This window comes from Candidatus Margulisiibacteriota bacterium (assembly GCA_041650635.1).
Lineage (GTDB): Bacteria > Margulisbacteria > WOR-1 > JAKLHX01 > JBAZKV01 > JBAZKV01.
The window spans coordinates 39,583-58,654 of sequence record JBAZKV010000004.1; the positions used below are offsets into that span (position 1 = coordinate 39,583).

The 19,072-nt window shown below is 49.2% G+C and carries 24 protein-coding genes; 14 read left to right on the forward strand and 10 right to left on the reverse strand.

Annotation, left to right across the window (positions count from 1 at the left end):
* Positions 1-126 precede the first annotated feature (126 nt).
* The 3 genes from WC490_01725 to WC490_01735 all read left to right on the forward strand — a co-directional run bounded on the left by WC490_01725 (position 127) and on the right by WC490_01735 (position 1,696).
* On the forward strand, positions 127-660 hold the full coding sequence (locus WC490_01725) for a GNAT family protein (protein ID MFA5097330.1): 534 nt from the start codon (positions 127-129) through the stop codon (positions 658-660).
* Positions 653-1,210 (forward strand): GNAT family protein, encoded by a 558-nt coding sequence (locus tag WC490_01730; GenBank protein MFA5097331.1) that lies wholly within the window; start codon positions 653-655, stop codon positions 1,208-1,210. Before WC490_01725 ends, WC490_01730 begins: the two co-directional genes overlap by 8 nt.
* 75 nt (positions 1,211-1,285) lie before the next feature.
* Positions 1,286-1,696, forward strand: coding sequence for a hypothetical protein (locus tag WC490_01735; protein ID MFA5097332.1), 411 nt, complete (start codon positions 1,286-1,288; stop codon positions 1,694-1,696).
* Positions 1,697-1,698: 2 nt separating this feature from the next.
* Here the strand turns inward: WC490_01735 and WC490_01740 are convergent, their stop codons facing one another.
* Entirely contained in the window at positions 1,699-2,343 is a 645-nt protein-coding gene (locus WC490_01740) for a histidine phosphatase family protein (GenBank protein ID MFA5097333.1), read from the reverse strand.
* Positions 2,344-2,420: 77 nt separating this feature from the next.
* Between WC490_01740 and WC490_01745 the strand changes: the two genes are divergently transcribed.
* Entirely contained in the window at positions 2,421-2,846 is a 426-nt protein-coding gene (locus WC490_01745; protein ID MFA5097334.1) for a hypothetical protein, read from the forward strand.
* On the opposite strand, the gene WC490_01750 is transcribed toward WC490_01745, so the two are convergent.
* Positions 2,836-3,981, reverse strand: a complete 1,146-nt coding sequence (locus tag WC490_01750) for a hypothetical protein (protein MFA5097335.1) — start codon at positions 3,979-3,981, stop codon at positions 2,836-2,838. The genes WC490_01745 and WC490_01750 overlap by 11 nt on opposite strands.
* Positions 3,968-4,630 (reverse strand): hypothetical protein, encoded by a 663-nt coding sequence (locus tag WC490_01755; protein MFA5097336.1) that lies wholly within the window; start codon positions 4,628-4,630, stop codon positions 3,968-3,970. Before WC490_01755 ends, WC490_01750 begins: the two co-directional genes overlap by 14 nt.
* Before the next feature lie 70 nt (positions 4,631-4,700).
* Between WC490_01755 and WC490_01760 the strand changes: the two genes are divergently transcribed.
* Positions 4,701-5,894 (forward strand): MFS transporter, encoded by a 1,194-nt coding sequence (locus WC490_01760; protein MFA5097337.1) that lies wholly within the window; start codon positions 4,701-4,703, stop codon positions 5,892-5,894.
* Between the two features lies 1 nt (position 5,895).
* On the opposite strand, the gene WC490_01765 is transcribed toward WC490_01760, so the two are convergent.
* Genes WC490_01765 through WC490_01785 form a run of 5 tightly spaced genes read right to left on the reverse strand, consistent with a single transcriptional unit; the run spans position 5,896 to position 9,137 of the window.
* Positions 5,896-6,099 carry a DUF5652 family protein gene (locus WC490_01765; GenBank protein MFA5097338.1) on the reverse strand — a complete coding sequence of 68 codons (204 nt, stop codon included), beginning with the start codon at positions 6,097-6,099 and terminating at the stop codon, positions 5,896-5,898.
* 58 nt (positions 6,100-6,157) lie between these two features.
* On the reverse strand, positions 6,158-6,313 hold the full coding sequence (locus WC490_01770) for a DUF5668 domain-containing protein (GenBank protein ID MFA5097339.1): 156 nt from the start codon (positions 6,311-6,313) through the stop codon (positions 6,158-6,160).
* A 54-nt stretch (positions 6,314-6,367) separates the two neighbouring features.
* Positions 6,368-7,099 (reverse strand): lysophospholipid acyltransferase family protein, encoded by a 732-nt coding sequence (locus WC490_01775; protein MFA5097340.1) that lies wholly within the window; start codon positions 7,097-7,099, stop codon positions 6,368-6,370.
* Between the two features lie 3 nt (positions 7,100-7,102).
* The gene (locus WC490_01780; protein MFA5097341.1) at positions 7,103-7,339 is read right to left on the reverse strand and encodes a phosphopantetheine-binding protein; all 237 of its coding nucleotides are present in this window, start codon (positions 7,337-7,339) and stop codon (positions 7,103-7,105) included.
* A 43-nt stretch (positions 7,340-7,382) separates the two neighbouring features.
* Positions 7,383-9,137: an AMP-binding protein gene (locus WC490_01785; GenBank protein ID MFA5097342.1), complete on the reverse strand. Its 1,755-nt coding sequence runs from the start codon at positions 9,135-9,137 to the stop codon at positions 7,383-7,385.
* 23 nt (positions 9,138-9,160) lie between these two features.
* Here WC490_01785 and WC490_01790 point away from each other — a divergent pair, with 23 nt between their 5' ends.
* Complete coding sequence (locus tag WC490_01790; GenBank protein ID MFA5097343.1) at positions 9,161-9,901, forward strand: hypothetical protein; 741 nt, start codon at positions 9,161-9,163, stop codon at positions 9,899-9,901.
* Between the two features lies 1 nt (position 9,902).
* Here WC490_01790 and WC490_01795 read toward each other — a convergent pair whose 3' ends face one another.
* Entirely contained in the window at positions 9,903-11,606 is a 1,704-nt protein-coding gene (locus WC490_01795; GenBank protein MFA5097344.1) for an NAD+ synthase, read from the reverse strand.
* Positions 11,607-11,636: 30 nt separating this feature from the next.
* Between WC490_01795 and WC490_01800 the strand changes: the two genes are divergently transcribed.
* Positions 11,637-12,587, forward strand: coding sequence for a radical SAM protein (locus tag WC490_01800; protein MFA5097345.1), 951 nt, complete (start codon positions 11,637-11,639; stop codon positions 12,585-12,587).
* Here the strand turns inward: WC490_01800 and WC490_01805 are convergent.
* Positions 12,559-12,762: a 4Fe-4S binding protein gene (locus tag WC490_01805; GenBank protein ID MFA5097346.1), complete on the reverse strand. Its 204-nt coding sequence runs from the start codon at positions 12,760-12,762 to the stop codon at positions 12,559-12,561. The genes WC490_01800 and WC490_01805 overlap by 29 nt on opposite strands.
* A 48-nt stretch (positions 12,763-12,810) precedes the next feature.
* Between WC490_01805 and pfkA the strand changes: the two genes are divergently transcribed.
* The 7 genes from pfkA to WC490_01840 all read left to right on the forward strand — a co-directional run bounded on the left by pfkA (position 12,811) and on the right by WC490_01840 (position 19,045).
* Complete coding sequence (gene pfkA / locus WC490_01810) at positions 12,811-13,773, forward strand: 6-phosphofructokinase (GenBank protein ID MFA5097347.1); 963 nt, start codon at positions 12,811-12,813, stop codon at positions 13,771-13,773.
* 2 nt (positions 13,774-13,775) lie between these two features.
* Entirely contained in the window at positions 13,776-14,066 is a 291-nt protein-coding gene (locus tag WC490_01815; GenBank protein MFA5097348.1) for a YunC family protein, read from the forward strand.
* Entirely contained in the window at positions 14,063-14,479 is a 417-nt protein-coding gene (locus WC490_01820; GenBank protein MFA5097349.1) for an EamA family transporter, read from the forward strand. The genes WC490_01815 and WC490_01820 overlap by 4 nt, the downstream gene beginning before the upstream one ends.
* 119 nt (positions 14,480-14,598) lie before the next feature.
* Positions 14,599-16,371, forward strand: a complete 1,773-nt coding sequence (locus tag WC490_01825; GenBank protein ID MFA5097350.1) for a hypothetical protein — start codon at positions 14,599-14,601, stop codon at positions 16,369-16,371.
* A gap of 34 nt (positions 16,372-16,405) precedes the next feature.
* Positions 16,406-16,927, forward strand: a complete 522-nt coding sequence (locus WC490_01830; GenBank protein ID MFA5097351.1) for a flavin reductase family protein — start codon at positions 16,406-16,408, stop codon at positions 16,925-16,927.
* On the forward strand, positions 16,924-17,856 hold the full coding sequence (locus WC490_01835; GenBank protein ID MFA5097352.1) for an AEC family transporter: 933 nt from the start codon (positions 16,924-16,926) through the stop codon (positions 17,854-17,856). Before WC490_01830 ends, WC490_01835 begins: the two co-directional genes overlap by 4 nt.
* Positions 17,857-17,866: 10 nt before the next feature.
* On the forward strand, positions 17,867-19,045 hold the full coding sequence (locus WC490_01840) for an FprA family A-type flavoprotein (GenBank protein MFA5097353.1): 1,179 nt from the start codon (positions 17,867-17,869) through the stop codon (positions 19,043-19,045).
* The last annotated feature ends 27 nt before the right edge of the window (positions 19,046-19,072 follow it).

The following is a 19,072-nucleotide window of genomic DNA, read 5'->3' on the forward strand; positions in this document are numbered from 1 at the left end:
AATTCTTTTTGCAGAACCTTTTTGCGATATCCTCGAACATCTATGGCTCCTTTCGGGAAAATTGCGTATCAAACAGCACCATTTTATCACAAAAAATATCCCTGTGTTCCCGTACGGTCTTTGAGAATGCTCAGATGTTATAATGTCCGCATGTACGCGGTAAACAGGCTTACTCAAGATTTTCTGGATAAACACCCAAAACTGTACAGCATGTTCGGTTCCTGTTATTTTATGCTTTGCGGCACCACTCCCCACTCTTATGATCTCTTCCGCAGAACGATTTTCTATGGCGAAAAAGAGACTGCCGCATTTGCAGCTGCTGACACAGACACAAGAAGAATAACGGCCATCATAGTGTTCAACCAATTCGGCAAAGAAAATGACTCCATCTTTATGCACATCATTCCAGTTGAGGGGGCGCCTTTGGACGCTAACGGGATGTCGGAAGTCTTGAAGCAGATAATTAGTGAAGCGGTAAAGAAATTCGATCTTAATCGCATCTACTCGAATGTGATGGATGTCGAGGATTTTGCGAAAAAGGCGCTTGAAAAAACGGGGTTTTGCATTGAGGCCGAAATGAAGGAACAGATATTCTTTAAAGGGCAGCTCAGGTCCGTGCTTGTATATGTTTTTTCCCCAAAAGGGCAGGACAATGCTTGAAAAGATCAAAATTGCCTTGAGAAAGGCCGATCTCGGCGATGTGGAAAGGATCTGCGGCTGGGCATCGTCGCAGGATTTTGTGGCAAACTTATATGACCTTGAGACTAAAGACCCGAAAAAGCTCAAAGCCAGGGTGATAGCCATGGTGGAAAAAAGCACAAGCGATCCTTCGGACGCTATCGTTATGATAGCCGAAACACCGGAAAAGCCGGTCGGGATGATACTGTATTCCAGGATAAACTGGAGAAGCCGGAACCTGCATGAGTCTACGGTCATTGGAGAAGAGGATTATAAGAACAAGATATATGGGCTCAAATTCATCCATTTAATGCTGGATTTTGCGTTCAATGAACTGGGGATGCACAAGATATCGGGGTATGTGTATGATTTTAATGCCAGAATGAGCGCTCTATTGGAGGGTTTTGGCGCGATCAAAGAAGGATATTTTAAGGATTTTGTGAAAAGAGGGGAGAAAAGGTACGGAGCCACCCTATACGCGTTTTTTGACCGAGACTATCCAAGATTTCTCAAGGCCATTTCAAAATACTGATACCAGTTGGGTGCAAGTTTAATCCCTCTCACTCCGATATATTAATGAGCGAGACAATTCCATTAAGGAGATCATATGGTTGCCAGCATAACGGCGCAAACTTTTGATGTGTTTGACCGCGACAGCAACGGGATCCTTGATGATAACGAGCTCGAGAGATTTTGCAGCACAACGGGACAAAATGCTTCTGCCTGGGATGCCAATCTGAGCGGGGATGTAAGGAGAGAGGAATTCGAGACGACGCTGCAAATCCGCGACAGCATAAAAAGCAGGCAATCGGGCAATGGCTGGCGCAAATCGGACTTTCATGCCATCGATTCAGACCACGACGGGATATTGACCAGGGATGAATGGGAAATGTTCGGGTTGGACCCCAGGCTCTTTGCCAGATATGCCGGAAGCGACAACAAGATAACTCACGAAGAGTGGGACAGCCTTATAGAAAGCATAAAAACCCAGAACAGCGGGGGCGGCGGCAAGAAGTAGGCTTAATAGATGTCGCCTCTTAGCCTTTTCAATATTTTTCCTTCAAGCGGCGTGTAATTGACGAACAAAACCTTCGGGGTATTTGTCTTTTCCTCGATCTGGACCGCGTTTATGCAGCAATTGTCCTGTTTTATCCTCCAAAAATAGTTAAGCTCTATCCCGAGAAAATGGAACAAAATCGTTCTGTTTATCCCGCCGTGGGCGACTATCAGAACGGTTTTGCCTTTGTTCTTTGATAGTATGGAATTTATGGCCGAGACCCCCCTTTTTTGAAGCGCCTTAAGAGGCTCAACGCCCGGTATCCTGGCCCTGTCGGGATGTTTCATCCAGATCTTGTAGATACTCGAGTATTCTTTTTCTATCTCGTCAAACCTCATGCCTTCCCATTTCCCGTAGAACCTTTCTTTAAGTCTGGGGTCCTTTATGACCGGCTTTTTTTGTGAGCGGGCAACTATGGATGCAGTTACAAAAGACCTGGAGAGGTCCGAACAGTAGACGGAGTCTATCTTTATCTTTGAAAGCGTTTTTGCAAGCGTTTTCGCTTGTTTTATGCCTTTTCCCGTCAGTTTGCCGTCGCCCTGCCCTTGGTATATCTGGGCCGCGTTGCTGCCGGTTTCCCCGTGCCTGCATAGTATCAGAGTTGTCATGAGCCCAGTATAACACGCCTTGTCTTTGAGATTTTCCGGGTCTATAATAGTCCCAGCAAAATGAAGGGAGCAAGGCAATGCCGGCAAAGGCCGCAAAAAAATCTGAAGCAAAAAAACCAAAGAAAGAAAAAATAGCGGGAAAGATCGACCACTATTTTGACAAGATCAAAGTCATAACAACTACACTTAAAGCACCCATAAAGGTCGGGGACATTATACACATAAAAGGGCACACAACTGATTTTGTACAGCCCGTGGGCTCCATACAGATAGAACATGAAAGCGTGCAAAAGGCAAAGAAGGGGGAAGGGGTTGGGATAAAGGTCAAGGAATTCGTAAGGGACAACGATATCATCTATTTTGCGGACAAAAAGAGCGCCGATGCACAAAAACCGCAGATCCAGCCCATGCTATTGCAGAAGTCCGCGGCGGTAAAAACATCGGTCCCGCGCACGCCATCCAGGGATGCCGCTTCCGGCAGGCCCAGATTCCTCAGTTTCTGAAACCCGGCGGAGGGTAGAGCCTGTAGTGGGGGATATCGCTTGAAAACGGGATAGAGGCTACGCCCAGCCGGGTTTCAAGTTCTTTCTGTGTCAGAATCCTGCCGGCAGTGTCAATGAAACGGCCCCTTGATACCCCGGTGCCGCTCATCAGTTCATTGAACAGGTTTACGCAGATACCGTCGGCTTCTTCGAAAAAATCTGCGACTTCCGCGTCATAATCCGGCCCGTATGTTTCGATCAGCAGGTCAATGTCATCCCTTGAACACACAGGGCTGCTTCCTGCAACGGTGCCGATAAGCCATATGCTCTTGATTCCTTTAAGGATCCTTCCGGCGGCGCGCGACAAAAGAGATGCAAGATTATACCTGAAAAGCGCGTGAGTGTCGGGGTCCTGCTCTTTCAATCTTTCCGCAGCGGCTTCCCAGTCCTGTCCTCCGCTCCTTCTGTCGCAGCATGAAAGGGCCATCCTCCAGGCTGGCTCAAGGTCCGGCGGCTGCCCGCTTTCCCTGTCAAACAGCGACAACCTGACTATCAGGTCGGCAAGGAAATCTTCGGCAAAGCCTTTCCTGCTAGACCAGGCGCCTGAAAGATCGAGATGCCCCAGCCATTTTCTGAACCCGTACTCTCTTGAGAAAAGGCTGGCGTCCATATGAAGGCGTAAATTAGAATTGTCGGAGCCTATCCGGTATTTGGCCAGGCCAAAAGCTCTGCCGGTATCCTCCGAAGAATAAAAAGTGACAGTTGCCTTAGGCGCCGCAAAGCCGGTCTTAATAGATATGTTGACAGGATACTCATTTGCATCAGTGATCACCGAAAAAGAGGAAAACGCTCTTGAGCGCTCGCCAAATTGCACGCCTGACAGATGGGATATCTGCTCCCCGCCGGGGCCTTGAGCAAGGGCGCCAAAAAACGAAACCAGGCACTCGAAACCGTCAAGCATTGCCAAGCAGCGGGGTCTGTTACCCCGGTCTTCAAGGCAGGCGCCGATACCTTCCGCTAAGGGAGAAAGACCCCGGACAAAGGCGGACCGGGATCCTATCCAGGAAGAAGCCTCCAGTCCTTTTGCGGAAGCCTTAAGCAGAAAGTCTGCCCTGGCCAGGCGCTCCTTTAATAAAGAATAGCTAGCTGCCCTCATAATGCCAGGCCCTTTCCTCTTTCCCCATTTCCATGATGGTCACAAGGTCCCACCCGGAACGGAAAGGGGTCAAATAGTTGTCCTGCAAATTGTTCTCCATTATCTTGATCCGCCTGTATCTGTCAGCGATAGTCTCGGGGGTCGATGCAAAGAACTCGGAGATCCCAAGCTCTACGGCGGTCCCAATGATCGACCTTATTCCCCAATAATTCCATTCCCGGTAAGGATTTTGAGGACGCGGCTTAATGTGCCTGAAAGCCGTGCTTGAATGTATCTCGTCAAACTTTAGGGCGGGAACGCCTGTGGAATACGGATCGAATACTTTTAGAGAAAAACGGCCAAGTGAATAATCGGGAGGCATCAATATGTCCGTATCAAAAGTCCTGAAATCGTGGAACACCGAAGCGATGTCGCTGCCGAACTGGCCGATATCGACCGGCAGCAGGTCCACGAACGGAAGCGCCAGCCGGAATTCGGGATGCTCCGGTAGTGAAAAACGGGCCGCCGGCCTTGTGCCGTCCGGTCTTTGCCAGCAGAGAAAAGGCTTTCTTTCTACAGCGGAAAAGACCCTTAATAATACGGCATCGCACTCTCCCCTAGGGAGCAAGCGTTGTGTCGTCGGCGGGTTGATCCTGGGTGCGCTTGTCATAAAGTCCCTAAGTGTTTATCGAAAATGAGGTCAATGGATTTCAAGCGCCAAAAAGAGTATCATGAAAAACATGAGGGCATTTGAATCTTTCAGGTACAAAAACTTCAAGATATTCTGGTCGTTCCAGATATTCAGCCTTGCGGGCACCTGGATGCAGATGGTGGCACAGGGATGGCTTGTGTATGAAATTACGGGTTCAAAGCTGCTCCTGGGCGTGCTTAATGCCATCGCAGGGCTTCCCATATTATTCCTTACCCCTTTCGGAGGAGTGATAGCGGACCATGTGAACAAAAAAAAGCTCCTCTGGTACACTCAGCTCGTTTTTGCCATGAGCTCATTTCTGGTGGGCTTTTTGATATCGACAGAGCAGATCAGTTTTGCATCTCTTGCGCTTATAACTTTTGTCGTTGGGCTGGCAAATGCCGTGGATTCGCCGGCAAGGCAGGCATTTGTTGTTGAGCTTACCGAAAAAAAAGCTCTGCCCAATGCAATAGCGCTTAACTCGATAGCATTTAATGCAGCAAGGATAGTAGGCCCGGCAGCGGCAGGGTTCATAATCGGAGCTTTTGGGATAGAAGACTGCTTTTATCTTAACGCAATAACCTTTTTTATAATGATGGCAGGGCTCGTGCTAATTAAGGGCGATTTTTCCCCGGCCACAAAATGGACTTCGGGAATGCTTGAGCCCTTTTTTGAGGGAGCAAGATACATCTACAGGGATAAAAAAACGCTGTTGTTAATGGTTCTGGTGGCCTTTACCTCAGTGTTTGTTATGCCTTACGCTGTTTTAATGCCCGTCTTTGCCAAGGACATCCTAAAAGTAGGGCCCCAGGGGCTGGGGCTGCTGATGTCCGCCGGAGGCATGGGGGCACTACTCTCGGCTTTTATGCTGGCTCAATACAGTTCACGGATAAACTTCATAAAGTATATTGTGTTCAGCACGATAGTGGTCTCTCTGTCCCTGATAGCCTTTTCTGTGTCGGTATCTTTCATACTGTCCTGCGCTTTTCTTGCGGTCCTTGGCTGGGGGATAGTTTCGCAGGCCGCCTGTGTAAATACCGTACTTCAAAAAGAGGTCCCCGACCGGATGCGCGGAAGAATAATGGGGTTTTATACGCTATCATTCCTGGGGCTGATGCCTATAGGCGGGTTCCAAGCGGGTATAACAGCTCAATACTTTGGAGCCCCGTTCGCCTTGATGATAGGGGGGCTTTTCAGTCTTATACCTGCCTTTGCCCTGGCGGTCCGCTATGGGAAGGGTTAGCCTAAACTTCGGTGTCAGAGCTGCGTTTTTTCTGAAAAAAGAGCAGGTACAATATCTCCAGAAGTGCCAGGGTATTTATGGTGAGTATGGCTATGAACCAGGCTGTCTGGCCGTTGCGGGCAGCCTTCCACAAAGCCACGCCCTTCCAGGGAAGCGACCAGCCTATAAGAATGAAGAGCCAAACCTCTTTTGATAATCCTAAGATCTTAAGTCTCCTTGTAAGGGCGAATAATTACTCGCCCCGACTATACCAGACCGATAATCTACTTATCCGGGAACATTATCCCGAAACCGATCACGATCAACAGAATGGCCCAGAGATATCTCCAGATATTTCCTGACAGGATACCCATAGCCTCCAGCAGAAGGATCGCTCCTATCAGCAGAACCAGCCCGCCCCAAAAATATCTTTTGTTCATATAGACCTCCTGTTGAGCAAATATTGTATCTCAGCCGCAAATGCCTGTAAAGCCTCAGCGGGAAAGTCCGACTATCTCTTTGCGCAATATCTGCGTAAAGTCCCGGTAAACTTCATAGGCCGGTCTTTCCGACTTTTTTTCGGCAAAGGAGGAAGGATCGATAAGCTTTCCGAAAGAAACGCTGATAGGGTGCTTTTTGGGGATTACGGTGCCTCTTGGAAGAGCTTCGTGGGCTCCTTTAACATATGCGGGGACAACTGGGATGCCGGTCTCTACGGAAAGGGCTCCAACACCCACCTTGAAAGGCAGGAGTTTGCCGTCCCAGCTTCTTTGACCTTCCGGAGCAATATAGACTATCTTTCCGTATTTTAAGACCCTTGCCGCCATGGAAAGGGCCTGCCAGAAATTGCCGTCAAGTTCTACCGAAAAAGAGTCTATCAGTGCTTTTATGGCCATTTTTATGGGAAAGATCCTGTCAAAGAAAGAAGTGTACATGACCACTACATCTTTTCTTAATTCCTTCGGCAGGGACAGATATATTGCAGGGAAATCGAGCGAACTGGAGTGATTAGAAGCGATTATGAAAGGAGCCCGGTCCGGGAGGTTCTCTATCCCAATCCCTTTGAGGCCAAAGTCCCTCTTTGCCACTTTTCCCAGGTAGCCGTGGATGCGCGGCCTAAGCGATGAGCCGAATCCTGCAAGGTGTTTTTCGAAATCCTTGGGCAGCGGCTCATCCAGCTTTAGCAGCCTGCGCCAGTGCGAAGAAGTGTCTTGAGAGGTCCCCATGACCTACTTGATCTGTTCTTTTGCTATGGCGATTATGTCGTTAAGGGTCTTGATCTTGATCAGCTTTTGTTCCGGTATATCGATATGATACTTGTTATCGAGCGCCGCAAAGATCTCCACCCCGAGCAGGGAGTCTACCCCCAGGTCCTTGAACAGGTCGGCGTTCGGGTCTATCTTATCTTCCGGTATCTTGACCACTTTGGAAACAAGCCCTTTGATCTCCTTTTCGATGTCGCTCATAAGGCCTCCTTTTGAGATGCCCCAAGCGGCACCCCGTACTTTCCTATTTTGAATAACTTTCCTTGACCGCGAACCTTTTTATTTTTTTTGTTGCGGTCTTCGGCAGTTCGCCTTCGGCAATATAATATCTAGCAATTCTTTTGTGAGGAGTCAAGAGTTTTCCCCAGTTCTCAACCTCTTCTCCAATAACCGTCCTGACAGTTGAGTCGTTCAGCTCCAGCCCTCTTTTGGTGACCCAGTCGGCCATTTTGTCCATGTCCGGCACAATTGCGGCATGCACCTCTTCCATCCCCTGCCTTATACCGGACATTATCTTTGACCCGAATACGCAGATCTCTTTTATAAAAGGGCTTTTTGAGATAACGAATTCGACCTCATCGGGATAGACATTTTTGCCGGAACCCAGGACTATCAGGTCTTTTGACCGGCCGGTTATATAAAGATTGCCTTTTGCGTCCAGCCTGCCCAAGTCCCCTGTGCGGAACCAGCCGTCCATGATGGCTTCTGAGGTGGCACCGGGATCATTGTAATAACCCTTCATTATGTTGGGGCCTTTGGCCATTATCTCTCCTACGGCCTCGCGGTTGGGAGCGTGTATCTTGATATCTACTCCAGGAAGAGGCCTGCCCACCGATCCGAAAACATTGTTGTCCATAGTGCAGGCTGCAAGTATAGGCGAAGTTTCTGTAAGCCCATAGCCCTGCAGTATGGTAAATCCCATCAGGTCAAATTCCTTTATGATCTTCGGGTCTAAAGGGGCGCCTCCGCTGACAAAGAACTTGATGTGGCCGCCGAACTTATTTTGAATGAAGCCAAACAAATGTTTGCCGATGTTAATGCGCAGAAATACTTTGAAATACATAGAAATACATAGAAATACCCGGAAGAGGACCCTGGCGGCAATGCCTTTTTCCTCGACTTGTCTTTTGATGCCGTCCAGAAAAAGCTTGTAAAGGAGGGGCACGCCGCAGATAAGCGTGACCTTTGTTTCCTGCATATTGTTAAGCAGGTGGTAGGATTTTAGGCTCTCCGCATAGGTTATAGAGGCTCCCTTGAAGATAGGACAGAACATTCCGGCAGTTGTTTCAAAAGTATGATAGTTGGGAAGGATGGAGAGGAAATTATCTCCGGGGCCGATCATATGAAACAGCGGGTCAATGCCGATGACATTTGACATTATGTTCTTGTGGCTCAGCATTACGCCCTTAGGATTTCCGGTGGTTCCAGAAGTATAGATGATGGCGGCGATGTCGTCGGGGGCAACGGCGGCAAGGGGCAGGGGGCAAGCTTGCGGCGAGCGGAGTCGAGCCGGGTCAAGGGGCAAGGTAAGGATTTTATCGATGTCTGCATCTAAGTTCACGGCCTTTTTAAGCAAAGGCAGGCGCGGTCTTAATTTTTCTATTTTTTGAGCCTGTTCTCCCGAGCAGAACACTATTTCCGACCCTGAATCCGACAAAAGGCTGAAAAGCTCTTCGCTTTCCAGTTTTGGGTCCAGAGGTACTATTATTGCCCCTATACTGGTAACGCCAAAATAGACCATCGGCCATTCGGGCCGGTTCTCCGAAAGCAGGGCGATACGGCCGCCGTGCTTTATCCCGGAATCAAAGAGGAAAGAACTTATCTTTTGCAGGGAGCCATAAAATTCCAGGTAGCTGATCTTTCTGTAATTTCCGCTAGGGTCTTTCATTTGCAGAGCCGTAAGGCCCCTGAATTTTTCAGCCGAAGCTTTAAGCATTTCAGGTATGGTCGGGATGTTGTCCATGACCAGCATTATATAGGCAAAATGAAATCCGGGCAAGAGAATGTCGACAAAGAAACGGTATGCGTTACATAATCAGTATAATGAGGGACCGCCGGCAAGCAGCGATCACGAGGCAAAGACACGAGCTGCGCAGCGCCTTTGAGTCTGAAGACCCGCGTCTGGCAGGGGACCTGCTTTCGGGGAGGCTGTCCGGGAGTGTTTTGCGCGACAGGGAGCTTGCGGGAATCGCTCTTAAATTCTTTTTTGAACATCGCAAAAGGGATAATGCAGGAAGGGTCATAAGCCTGCTGCCGGACGAACTGCTTCATTCTTTTGTCGGTACTTTTGACACAACAAAATATGTGTTCGGCGTGATCGGATGGAGGCCGTATGTTCATCTTAGAGAATCCTGGGGGCTTATATCCAGGATCTTCAGGCATTACGGTTGCGATAAGAACTGGGATGCCGTCCTGGAAGGTTATGTGTCTTCTACCGTGCCTTTCGGGCTCAAAGTCTGCGGCTGCAGAGAACTGCCCTCGGGGTTAAGAAACGAATTGTTCCAAAGAATGGACAAAAACAATATTCTTGAGGCCATGGGTTCCCTTAATGTTCATAATCTTGAAAAAGCAGCCGTTCTGGGACTTCCCTGCATCGGGGAAGAGTTTGCTGCAAAGGCGCTTGAGGGGATCGGGTGGCAAAGAACAGGCTTTCATGTGCGGGAAGCCATCAGTGTTGCAGAAATGCTCCCGGATCATCTTTTGGAAAGTCCGCAAGTAGGGGCGGTACTCGAAAGGGCTTCGAGGGTTTTGGCCGAGCGCTGAGCTAAACTTTGTTATACCCGTTAGTTATCGGCATCCTGCGGTCCTTGCCGAAAGCTTTTGGGGTTATCTTGATCCCCGGTGCCGACTGCCGGCGTTTGTATTCGCTGCGGTCGATCATGGATATAGTATGTTTCACGATTGGTTGGGGCAGACGGCCGTCTGCCCTTACAATCTCCTCGATGCCCATGTCTTTTTCCACATACCCCTCGATTATCCTGTCCAGCACATCATAGGGAGGCAGCGTGTCCTGGTCTTTTTGATCCGGTTTTAACTCTGCGGTTGGAGGCCTGTTTATAATGCTTTCCGGTATCACCTTTCCCACGGAATTCCTGTAATTAACAAGCTCATAGACCAGCGTTTTTGGCACATCTTTTATTACAGAAAGCCCTCCGCACATGTCCCCGTATAACGTCGAATATCCTGTGCTGACCTCGCTCTTATTGCCTGTTGCAAGCACCAGATATCCGAATTTGTTCGAGAAGGCCATGAGCAGGCTGCCCCTTATCCTGGCCTGGAGGTTCTCTTCCGCTATATTGGCCTGTGTGCCGGAAAAGGGGCCTGCCAGCGACTTCATAAATTGCGCAAAAATATCTGAGATCGGCAATTCAAGGCATTCTATCCCAAGGTTCTTTGCCACTGCAAAAGCGTCTTCTCCGCTCTGCTGTGAGGTGTATTGCGACGGCATGAATACGGCTTTTACATTATCGCTTCCCAGTGCGTCCTTTGAGACGGCGGCAACCAGAGCAGAATCAATACCTCCGGAAAGGCCAAGGACCACTTTCTTGAAGCCGTTCTTTTTGACATAATCGCGGAGTCCGAGCCACAGCGCTTTATAGACCTCCGCTGTCCTTGGAAGCGGTTCCGGGTTGGAAACTTTTATGCTGGTCTTGAGAGGGAAGTTCTTGCTTTTGATCCCAACAATTTTTATTCCGGAGCCCCTCCTTGTCTTATTGTCCGAAGCTTCTATATCATAAACAAGGATGTCTTCCTCGAACTGTCTGCCTCTTGAGACCACTTTGCCTTTTCTGTCCAAAATAAAGGAATGTCCGTCAAAAACAAGTTCGTCCTGGCCCCCGACAAGATTGAGATAAGCAAAACAATTCCCCGTTTTTACTGAAAGCTGTTTTGCTGCTTTTTCGCGTTCCGACCATTTTCCGACAGAATAGGGGGAAGCGTTTATGGACAATAAGAGGTCCGCTCCGGATGATGCCAGCTTTTTGGCCGGACCTTTCTCGTCCCAGAGGTCTTCACAGATAAGAAGCCCAAAAGAAAATCCGTCAAGTTCTATTATGCAGGAAGCTTTCCCTTGGGAAAAATAGCGCTTTTCGTCAAAAACGCCGTAATTTGGCAGGCAGATCTTATCATAGACCGCAACCACCTTTCTGTTGTGTACAACAGCAGCCGAGTTAAACAGCTTCCCGTTCCGGTGATCGACAAACCCCACAACTGCGGTTATCTTTTCGCATTTGGACGATATGTCTTTGAGGGCCTTAAGATTGTCATCGACAAAGCCCTTTTTTAGCAGCAGGTCTTCGGGAGGGTACCCTGTTACGGCAAGTTCGGGAAATACCGCAAGATCGCAGCCTTCCTCCCTGCATTTTTCAAGATTCGCACCGATCTTGTCCCTGTTGCTGTCGATGCCGCCGGCCAGGGCGTTCATCTGACAAAGGGCTATCCTTATTTTTTTTCTGCTGTCTTTTTTCATGTCTTGCGGTTGATATAATGATATACAACAGTGGAGTCAAAAGCAAACCTGATAAAGAGGCGGCTGAAGGAAGCAAACGGCATCTTGGCTTCCTGCCGTCTTTGCGGGCACCGGTGCGGGGTCAACAGGCTTAAAGGAGAGATAGGAAAATGCGGGGCCGCACCCGATATTGAAGTTGCTTCTTATTGCCCTCATCACGGCGAAGAGCCGTTCCTATCCGGGGAAAAAGGTTCCGGGACAGTATTTTTTTCAAAATGCACTATGAAGTGTGTTTATTGCCAGAACTGGGAGATATCGCAGGGCGGCAATCATATTGTAGGGGCAGGTCGCGACCTGCCCCTACATGAAATCATGTTAAACCTCCAATCCCAAGGTTGCCACAATATTAACCTTGTTACCCCAACCCATTTTATGCCGCAGATACTGCAGGAGTTAAAGATCGCTTTTGAAAAAGGTTTAGAGATCCCGATCGTTTATAATACCAACGGATATGACAGTCTTGAGCTGTTGAAAATCCTTGACGGGATAATTGATGTATATATGCCCGACTTTAAATATTATGACGATGAAAAAGCAGCGAAATATTCGAATGCGGAGAACTATGTTGAGACAGCAAAGGCCGGTATCAAGGAAATGTTCAGACAGGTCGGGAATTTGAGATTTGATGAAAATGAAATTGCAGTAAGAGGACTTCTTGTGCGGCATCTGGTCCTGCCGAACGGGATATCGGACAGCAAGAAAGCCGTCAAATACTTATCCACAATATCCAGGGAGTTGTGGATAAGTATAATGAGCCAGTATAGCCCTCAAAACAGAGCGGGAGAGTACGAAGAACTTAACAGACCTCTGCATCCGGAAGAATACTGGGAGGCGGTAAAAGCGGCACAGGACCTGAAAATGGAGAACTATCTAATTCAGGAATTGGAGTCAAGAAAAGAATTGCTTCCCGACTTTAAGAGGGAAAATCCCTTTCTTCCATAGTGATCGCTTTTGAAGGGCAGAGCCTGGCGCAGCCGCCGAGTCCGTCGCACTTTACCAGTTCATCAATAGATGCCGTGCCGTCCTTTATCTTGATGATCTTTGGCGGGCACATATCCGCGCAGATGCCGCAGCCCGTGCATTTTGAGGGCTCTATTATGGCCACCAGTTTTCTCATATATTTATTTTACCATCGAACGGGTGTATAATTATTTTCAATATGAAGATAAAGAAAATAGCGGTGTTAACCACGGGCGGAGATGCTCCCGGCATGAATGCTGCCATCCGGGCTGTAGTGAGAACGGCGGTTTACAACGGTCTTAAGGTAATGGGAGTGGAGCGTGGTTATGCCGGCCTGATAGACGGTGAAATAAGAGAGCTCGAAGTTAATTCGGTCAGCGGCATAATCAACAGGGGAGGCACGATTCTTCATACTGTAAGGTGTCCTGAGTTCAGGAAAAGGTCGGCCAGACGCAGGGCCGTTGAACACATAAGGACCAACGGGATAGATGCTCTGGTAATAATAGGCGGCGACGGTTCTCTTAATGCTTCGGTATCCCTGTACAGGGACTTCAAAGTTCCCTGTGTCGTGATACCGGCAACCATAGACAATGATCTTCCAAAAACGGACTATACAATAGGTTTTGATACTGCAGTGAATACCGCGGTCGAAGCTATCGACAAGATACGTGATACCGCCACATCCCACGAGAGGATATTCATAGTTGAGGTAATGGGAAGGGAACACGGATTCATAGCTTTGGAAGTCGGGCTTGTATCAGGAGCCGAGGTGGTGCTTATCCCTGAGGCCAAATATTCGGCCGCTTCAGTGATAAAAGAGATAGAAAAAGGGCACAAAAGAGGCAAGTGCAGCAGCATTATTGTAAAAGCCGAAGGCGCGGGAAATGAAGCCAAACTGGCGCAGGAGATAAGGGACAAGACCTGCCTTGATGTCAGGATAGCGGTGCTGGGCCATATGCAGAGAGGCGGAGCCCCGACGGCCTTTAGCAGGCAGCTGGCGTGCAGATTTGGCGCGCACGCAGTGGAGCTTTTGCTCGAGGGGAAATTCAACCGCATGGTGTCCATAACCTGCCACAGCATTACTTCTTTCCCAATAGACGAAGTGTTGAGGTCCAAAAAAGAGATAGACCTTGAAAGCTACCGTCTGACCAAGATACTGGCGATATAGCAGTGCAGGACATAAAACTATCAAACAAGACCGCGCAGGGCGATGTTGTACCTCTTTTTGGCGTGACCATGGTCTATGCAAAGACGGACAAAGGCTTTGTGGGCTGCGGACTGTTCGATGTCAATGTTTTTGACAAATTCGGCTGTCCCGCGGCCAAAGTAAGATCCCCCAAAGGACCCATAACGGATATGCAGGGGCTCCTTGACTCGCCGGTGGTGGAGGCCAATTCCTGCGCAAAGGCGGGGGGCCTTCAAGAAGGCATGACTGGCAGGGATGCCCTTGAAAAATTATGAATTATTACTGGCTTGCCGTTCTTACTTCGGTCATCTGGGGCATTGCGCCTATACTAGAAAAGCTTGGCCTTTCCAGGGTTGAGCCGCTGACCGGATTGTTTTACAGGAGCCTGGCGGTACTTCTCGGGCTTATATTCCTTGGTTTCTTTATGATCAAGCCTCATGAACTGCGGAGTGCGGACCTTAGATCGATCGGCCTCATAATGGCAGGCGGTTTTCTGGCAAGCTTTGTTGCCCAGGTGCTTTTCTACCACAGCCTTAAGATCGGGGATGTGTCAAAAGTCGTTCCTATTTCCGGCAGCTATCCACTGGTCGCCTTTATTCTGGGCGTCATCCTCCTTGGGGAAGCGATCACCCCAGCCAAGATAGCAGGCTGCCTGTGCGTGATACTCGGGATATGGCTGCTGAAGTAAAGGTCATATACACCTCAGAACCTGTTAATGCCAGTTTGTTGGAATGGCTGGCAGGAAGATCTTCGTAATTCTTTTGTGCCGGGATGAAATCCGGCCGCATTTTTATAGAGAAACCATTGATGGACATACTGGCAACAAAAGTAGGCCCTGGCAGGGCGATAGGTCCTTACCGGGCAGCTATCACCGATATTAGGCGGCAAAACGGCAGCATAGTCTTTTCGGTTGATCTCCAAGGAATAGGGGTCAGAGATATCTTTGGTTATAAAGTCAAGGGGATCCCCGTCAAGACCGAGCTTAGGGATAGGGTGCTCGGCAGGATCAAAAGGGCCGAGTTTAGAGGGCTTGAAAGCGCCCCGCGTATTTTTAGTGAATTTTTTGCGGAGTGGAAGAGCACAGCGGTGGATGCGGACTACTATGTTATCCGTAATGATCCTCTTATCTGGGGACTGGCCGGCCTGGTCGGCAGTGAAAAAGTGGCGCTGGTGAGCAAGTCGATCCTTTTTGGGCCTTCGACGGCGGAAAAACTCATAGGGATATTCCATGAAGACGCGGAGCTTTTTGCCATGATGAGATGGAGTGGCGGTACAAGCTGCGCGGACCGGGCGGAAGACTTTTTGGAAGACACATATCATGATCCCGGCATAATTCTTACCGACGACCTTGGGCGCCCTGTTTCAACTGATGCACGGGTCGATACCCATGTTTTTTTAAGAGGAGCGGGATGGAAAACCAGGGGGCTCCAGCCGGCAATGTTCAACATCTTCAAATACTCGGAACCCTTTGACCCGGAGCAATTTGCAGAGGATTTTATTGGGGAGCTTGCGTACGAGTACCGTTTAAGTAACACAGAAGCCCTCCCCGACCAGACAGAAAAACTGATCAGGCTCAACGCGGGAACCTTACTGGGCCAGCATGCTTTGCACGATGTGCTGAATAGAGGAATGCTGTTCTTTGGCCTTCAAGACTGGATGGACCCGGCGGCAAACTACGCCCTGTCCCGCAAAATAGCACGAATGTCGCTTTCTACTCAAGAGGATTTTGAAGAAACCTCCGGCTCCAAGCTGTTTCTCCCGATACAGCCCATGGAAGGCGGCCGCAAGTTTTGGATGATGAGCCTGCTTAATGAAGGTCGCCTTGCCGAAGGCGAAGGAACAGAAGCGAGATGTTTTTTAATGGAGCGCTTGAGCGGGGAACATGTTGTGGTTAAGGCCTATCATCCCCAGGCGCCCCAGGTGCTTAGCGATGAGGAGCTTGATGTCCGGGCAGGATTGATAAGGAGGCTTTCGGGCATCCGGGTCCCGGGAGCAAGATATGCGAGGATATATTCAAGGTCCATTCCGGACAGCAAAAGAAGGCTCCATTTTTACTGCTACGAATACATCGACAGGATGTACCTTCCTTCCGAAGCAGGGGCCAAAATGACGCCGGAAGAAGGCAGGCACAAGAACAGCAGGGCGATAGCGCTTTTGCACCTTACCCATATGCAGGATTTTGTGCACGGGGACCCGACTTCTAAGAACATAATACTATCAAAGAGCGGAGAAGTTGTGTTCATTGATTATGAGACCAGGGCAATGGATCTGCAGAAGTTCGCTCCTGATGTTAGGTTCCGGCTCATCCTTAAGAACTGGGCGCTTTTTTGGAACGAGGCGTGCCTCGAATGTCCCGGGCTAGAAAACGATCTGGCCTTAAGGGAAGTGCTTTCCAGGGCGGTTAGGGAAGAAGCTAGAAGACTATTAGGGGAAGCCGTTAGGGATATGGATGATCATGGTGTTATCGGCTCTGTCAGAGGCCAGCTCGAGATCATTGCTCATGACATGAACCGTATTCTAAAGGGCGGAGCGGTTATAATTAACCTTGCCGATGATCTTTCAGGAACGCTGCGTCCCTAACTGCCCTCTCATGGTATAATTATTTCAATCTTGTATGGCAAACCCCAGGGCTATCCATAGGATAAGTTACGGCCTGTATGTGGTCAGCTCTGTTTCTGCGGGCAAACTGAACGGGCAGATCGCCAATACGGTATTCCAGGTCACCTCAGAACCGGCCAAGCTGGCCGTATGCATAAATAAACAGAACCTTACTCACCAATATATTTCTGAAAGCGGAGCGTTCTCGGTTTCCATTCTCTCTCAAGATGCCCCGATGACCTTTGTTGGCAAGTTTGGCTTTAAGAGCGGCAGGGACACGGATAAGTTCAAGGATACCGGCTACAAGATGCTGGGAAATGGATGCCCGGCGGTCATGGATCATTCGGCCGCTATAATAAGCGCAAAAGTTGTCAGCCAATGCGACACCGGCACCCACACGCTCTTTATCGGTGAAGTAACCGGGGAAGAGATCCTCAGCGATGCCATACCCATGACATACGCCTACTACCACGAACATCTAAAGGGCAAAGAGCCCAAAAACGCTCCAACCTACCGGGGCCCGGAAGCGCAAAAATGATCCAGGTGCTGACCAACGCCGTGTTCCCCATATTTTTCCTGATAGGTCTCGGATATCTGGCAAGAAGGTGCGGCATTCTCAAGCAGGGGGACGAGAGGGTCTTTAGCGCATATGTGTTCTACTTTGCCCTGCCCGCTTTTTTTCTTGCCAATTTGAGCTCTCTTAGTTTTTCGAAGGAAGTCCTGCGTTTTATAGCGGCGGCGCTTGCCCCGACTTTTGCCGTCATGATACTCTATCTGGCGGCCTATGTTTTGCTGAGGTTCGAGCGGGACCTGCTGTTCAAGCTGCTAATAAGCACTGTGTTCGGGAGCTATGCTTTTTTCGGAGTCCCCTTCATCCTTTTTGCTTTTCCCGGAACTCAGGGCGAGGCGCTGGCGGCGCTGTCTTCTTCGGTAATGGCGATGGTCAGTGTCGGCATTTCGATAACGGTGCTGGAAATTCACAGGCAAAAGGGGAAAGATTTTATTAAGGCGGTTGCAACGGTGGCAGGGTCTCTTTCAAAGAACCCTCTAATTCTGTCGGTATTGGCGGCCTTTTCAATGTCGCTGCTTGGCATAAGGCTGCCTTCCCCTGTATCGCATATGCTCCATATGCTTGGAGCAACAACATCAACGGTGGCGATCTTCATGCTGGGGGTCTTTCTCTATGGGAGGAGGTATGGACATCTTTGGGAGGGTTTCTTACTGGCCTTGCCGCGGGTTATCCTGCTGCCGGCTCTTGCCGTGCTTTTTACAGGACTGATCGGGACCTCGGGGCTGGACGCAACGGTGATCATAATGATGTCGGCCATGCCGGTTGCCATCTCTACGATAGTCCTCAGCGAAAGATACGATTTTTACAAGGAGACCGTAGCTTCTCTCATTCTTTTTTCCTCGCTTGGGGCTATAATATATCTGCCGGTATGGTTTTTTGTGTCCGGTGCAAGATAAGGAGGGCTTTATGACGGCAAGAAAGATAACGGAAGGAATTTTTTCTGTAGGTTCCATAGATTGGAACAGGCGCCTGTTCGATGAACTGATACCGCTTCCGGACGGCACTTCGTACAACTCGTATATAGTAAAAGGAAGCCAAAAGACAGCGCTGATGGACAGCGTTGATCCGCCAAAAGAAGCCGAATTAAAACAAAACCTTAAAGAGCTCGGCATCGACAGGATAGATTATGTTGTCTGTCACCATGCGGAGCAGGACCACTCCGGGTCCATCGGAAAAGTGCTGGAATGGTTTCCTGCGGCTAAGGTGGTTGCTAACGACAAATGCAAGGGTATGCTCAAAGACCTTTTGCTTCTCAAGGACGAACAGTTCATGGTTATCTCGGACAAGCAGACGCTTTCTCTCGGAGATAAAACTATGGAATTTGTCTTTGCACCTTGGGTGCACTGGCCGGAAACGATGGTAAGCTACCTTAAGGAAGATAAGATCTTATTCTCCTGCGACTTTTTTGGCTCACACAGAGCCCAGAGCGGGCTATATGTCGAAGACGGTGCAGAAGTCCTGCGAGGGGCCAAGCGATACTACGCGGAGATCATGATGCCCTTTAGGGCGGCGATAAAAGGGCACCTGGAAAAACTGAAGGCTTACGATGTAAAAATGATCTGTCCAAGCCACGGCCCGGTCTACCGGGAGCCAGCGCTTATTATTGATGCCTACAAAGACTGGACCGGCGATGCCGTCAAAAATGAGGTCATTGTGCCTTATGTTTCGATGCACGGAAGTACGCAGGTTATTGTGGACCGCTTTGTAGACTGCCTTATAAAACGGAATGTCGGGGTAAAACCGTTCGACCTGTCAAAAACAGATATTGGGGAGCTTGCAATGAGCCTGGTGGACGCGGCAACAGTTGTCATTGGAAGCCCGGCCGTCCTGGCAGGTCCGCATCCGCTTGCGGTGTATGCGGCTTATCTTGCTAACGCACTCAGGCCAAAAACAAAATATGTTTCCATAATCGGTTCGTTCGGCTGGGGAAGCAAACTGGTAGAAGTGCTGGCAGGCATGCTGACAAATCTGAAGGTTGAGGTAATAGATCCTGTAATAGTGAAAGGCTATCCAAAAGAGGCAGATCTTGCGCAGGTAGAAGCTCTGGCCGACAAAATAGCAGATAGGCACAGATCGATATCTTGACAATTGCAACAAATATGTGTAGAATAC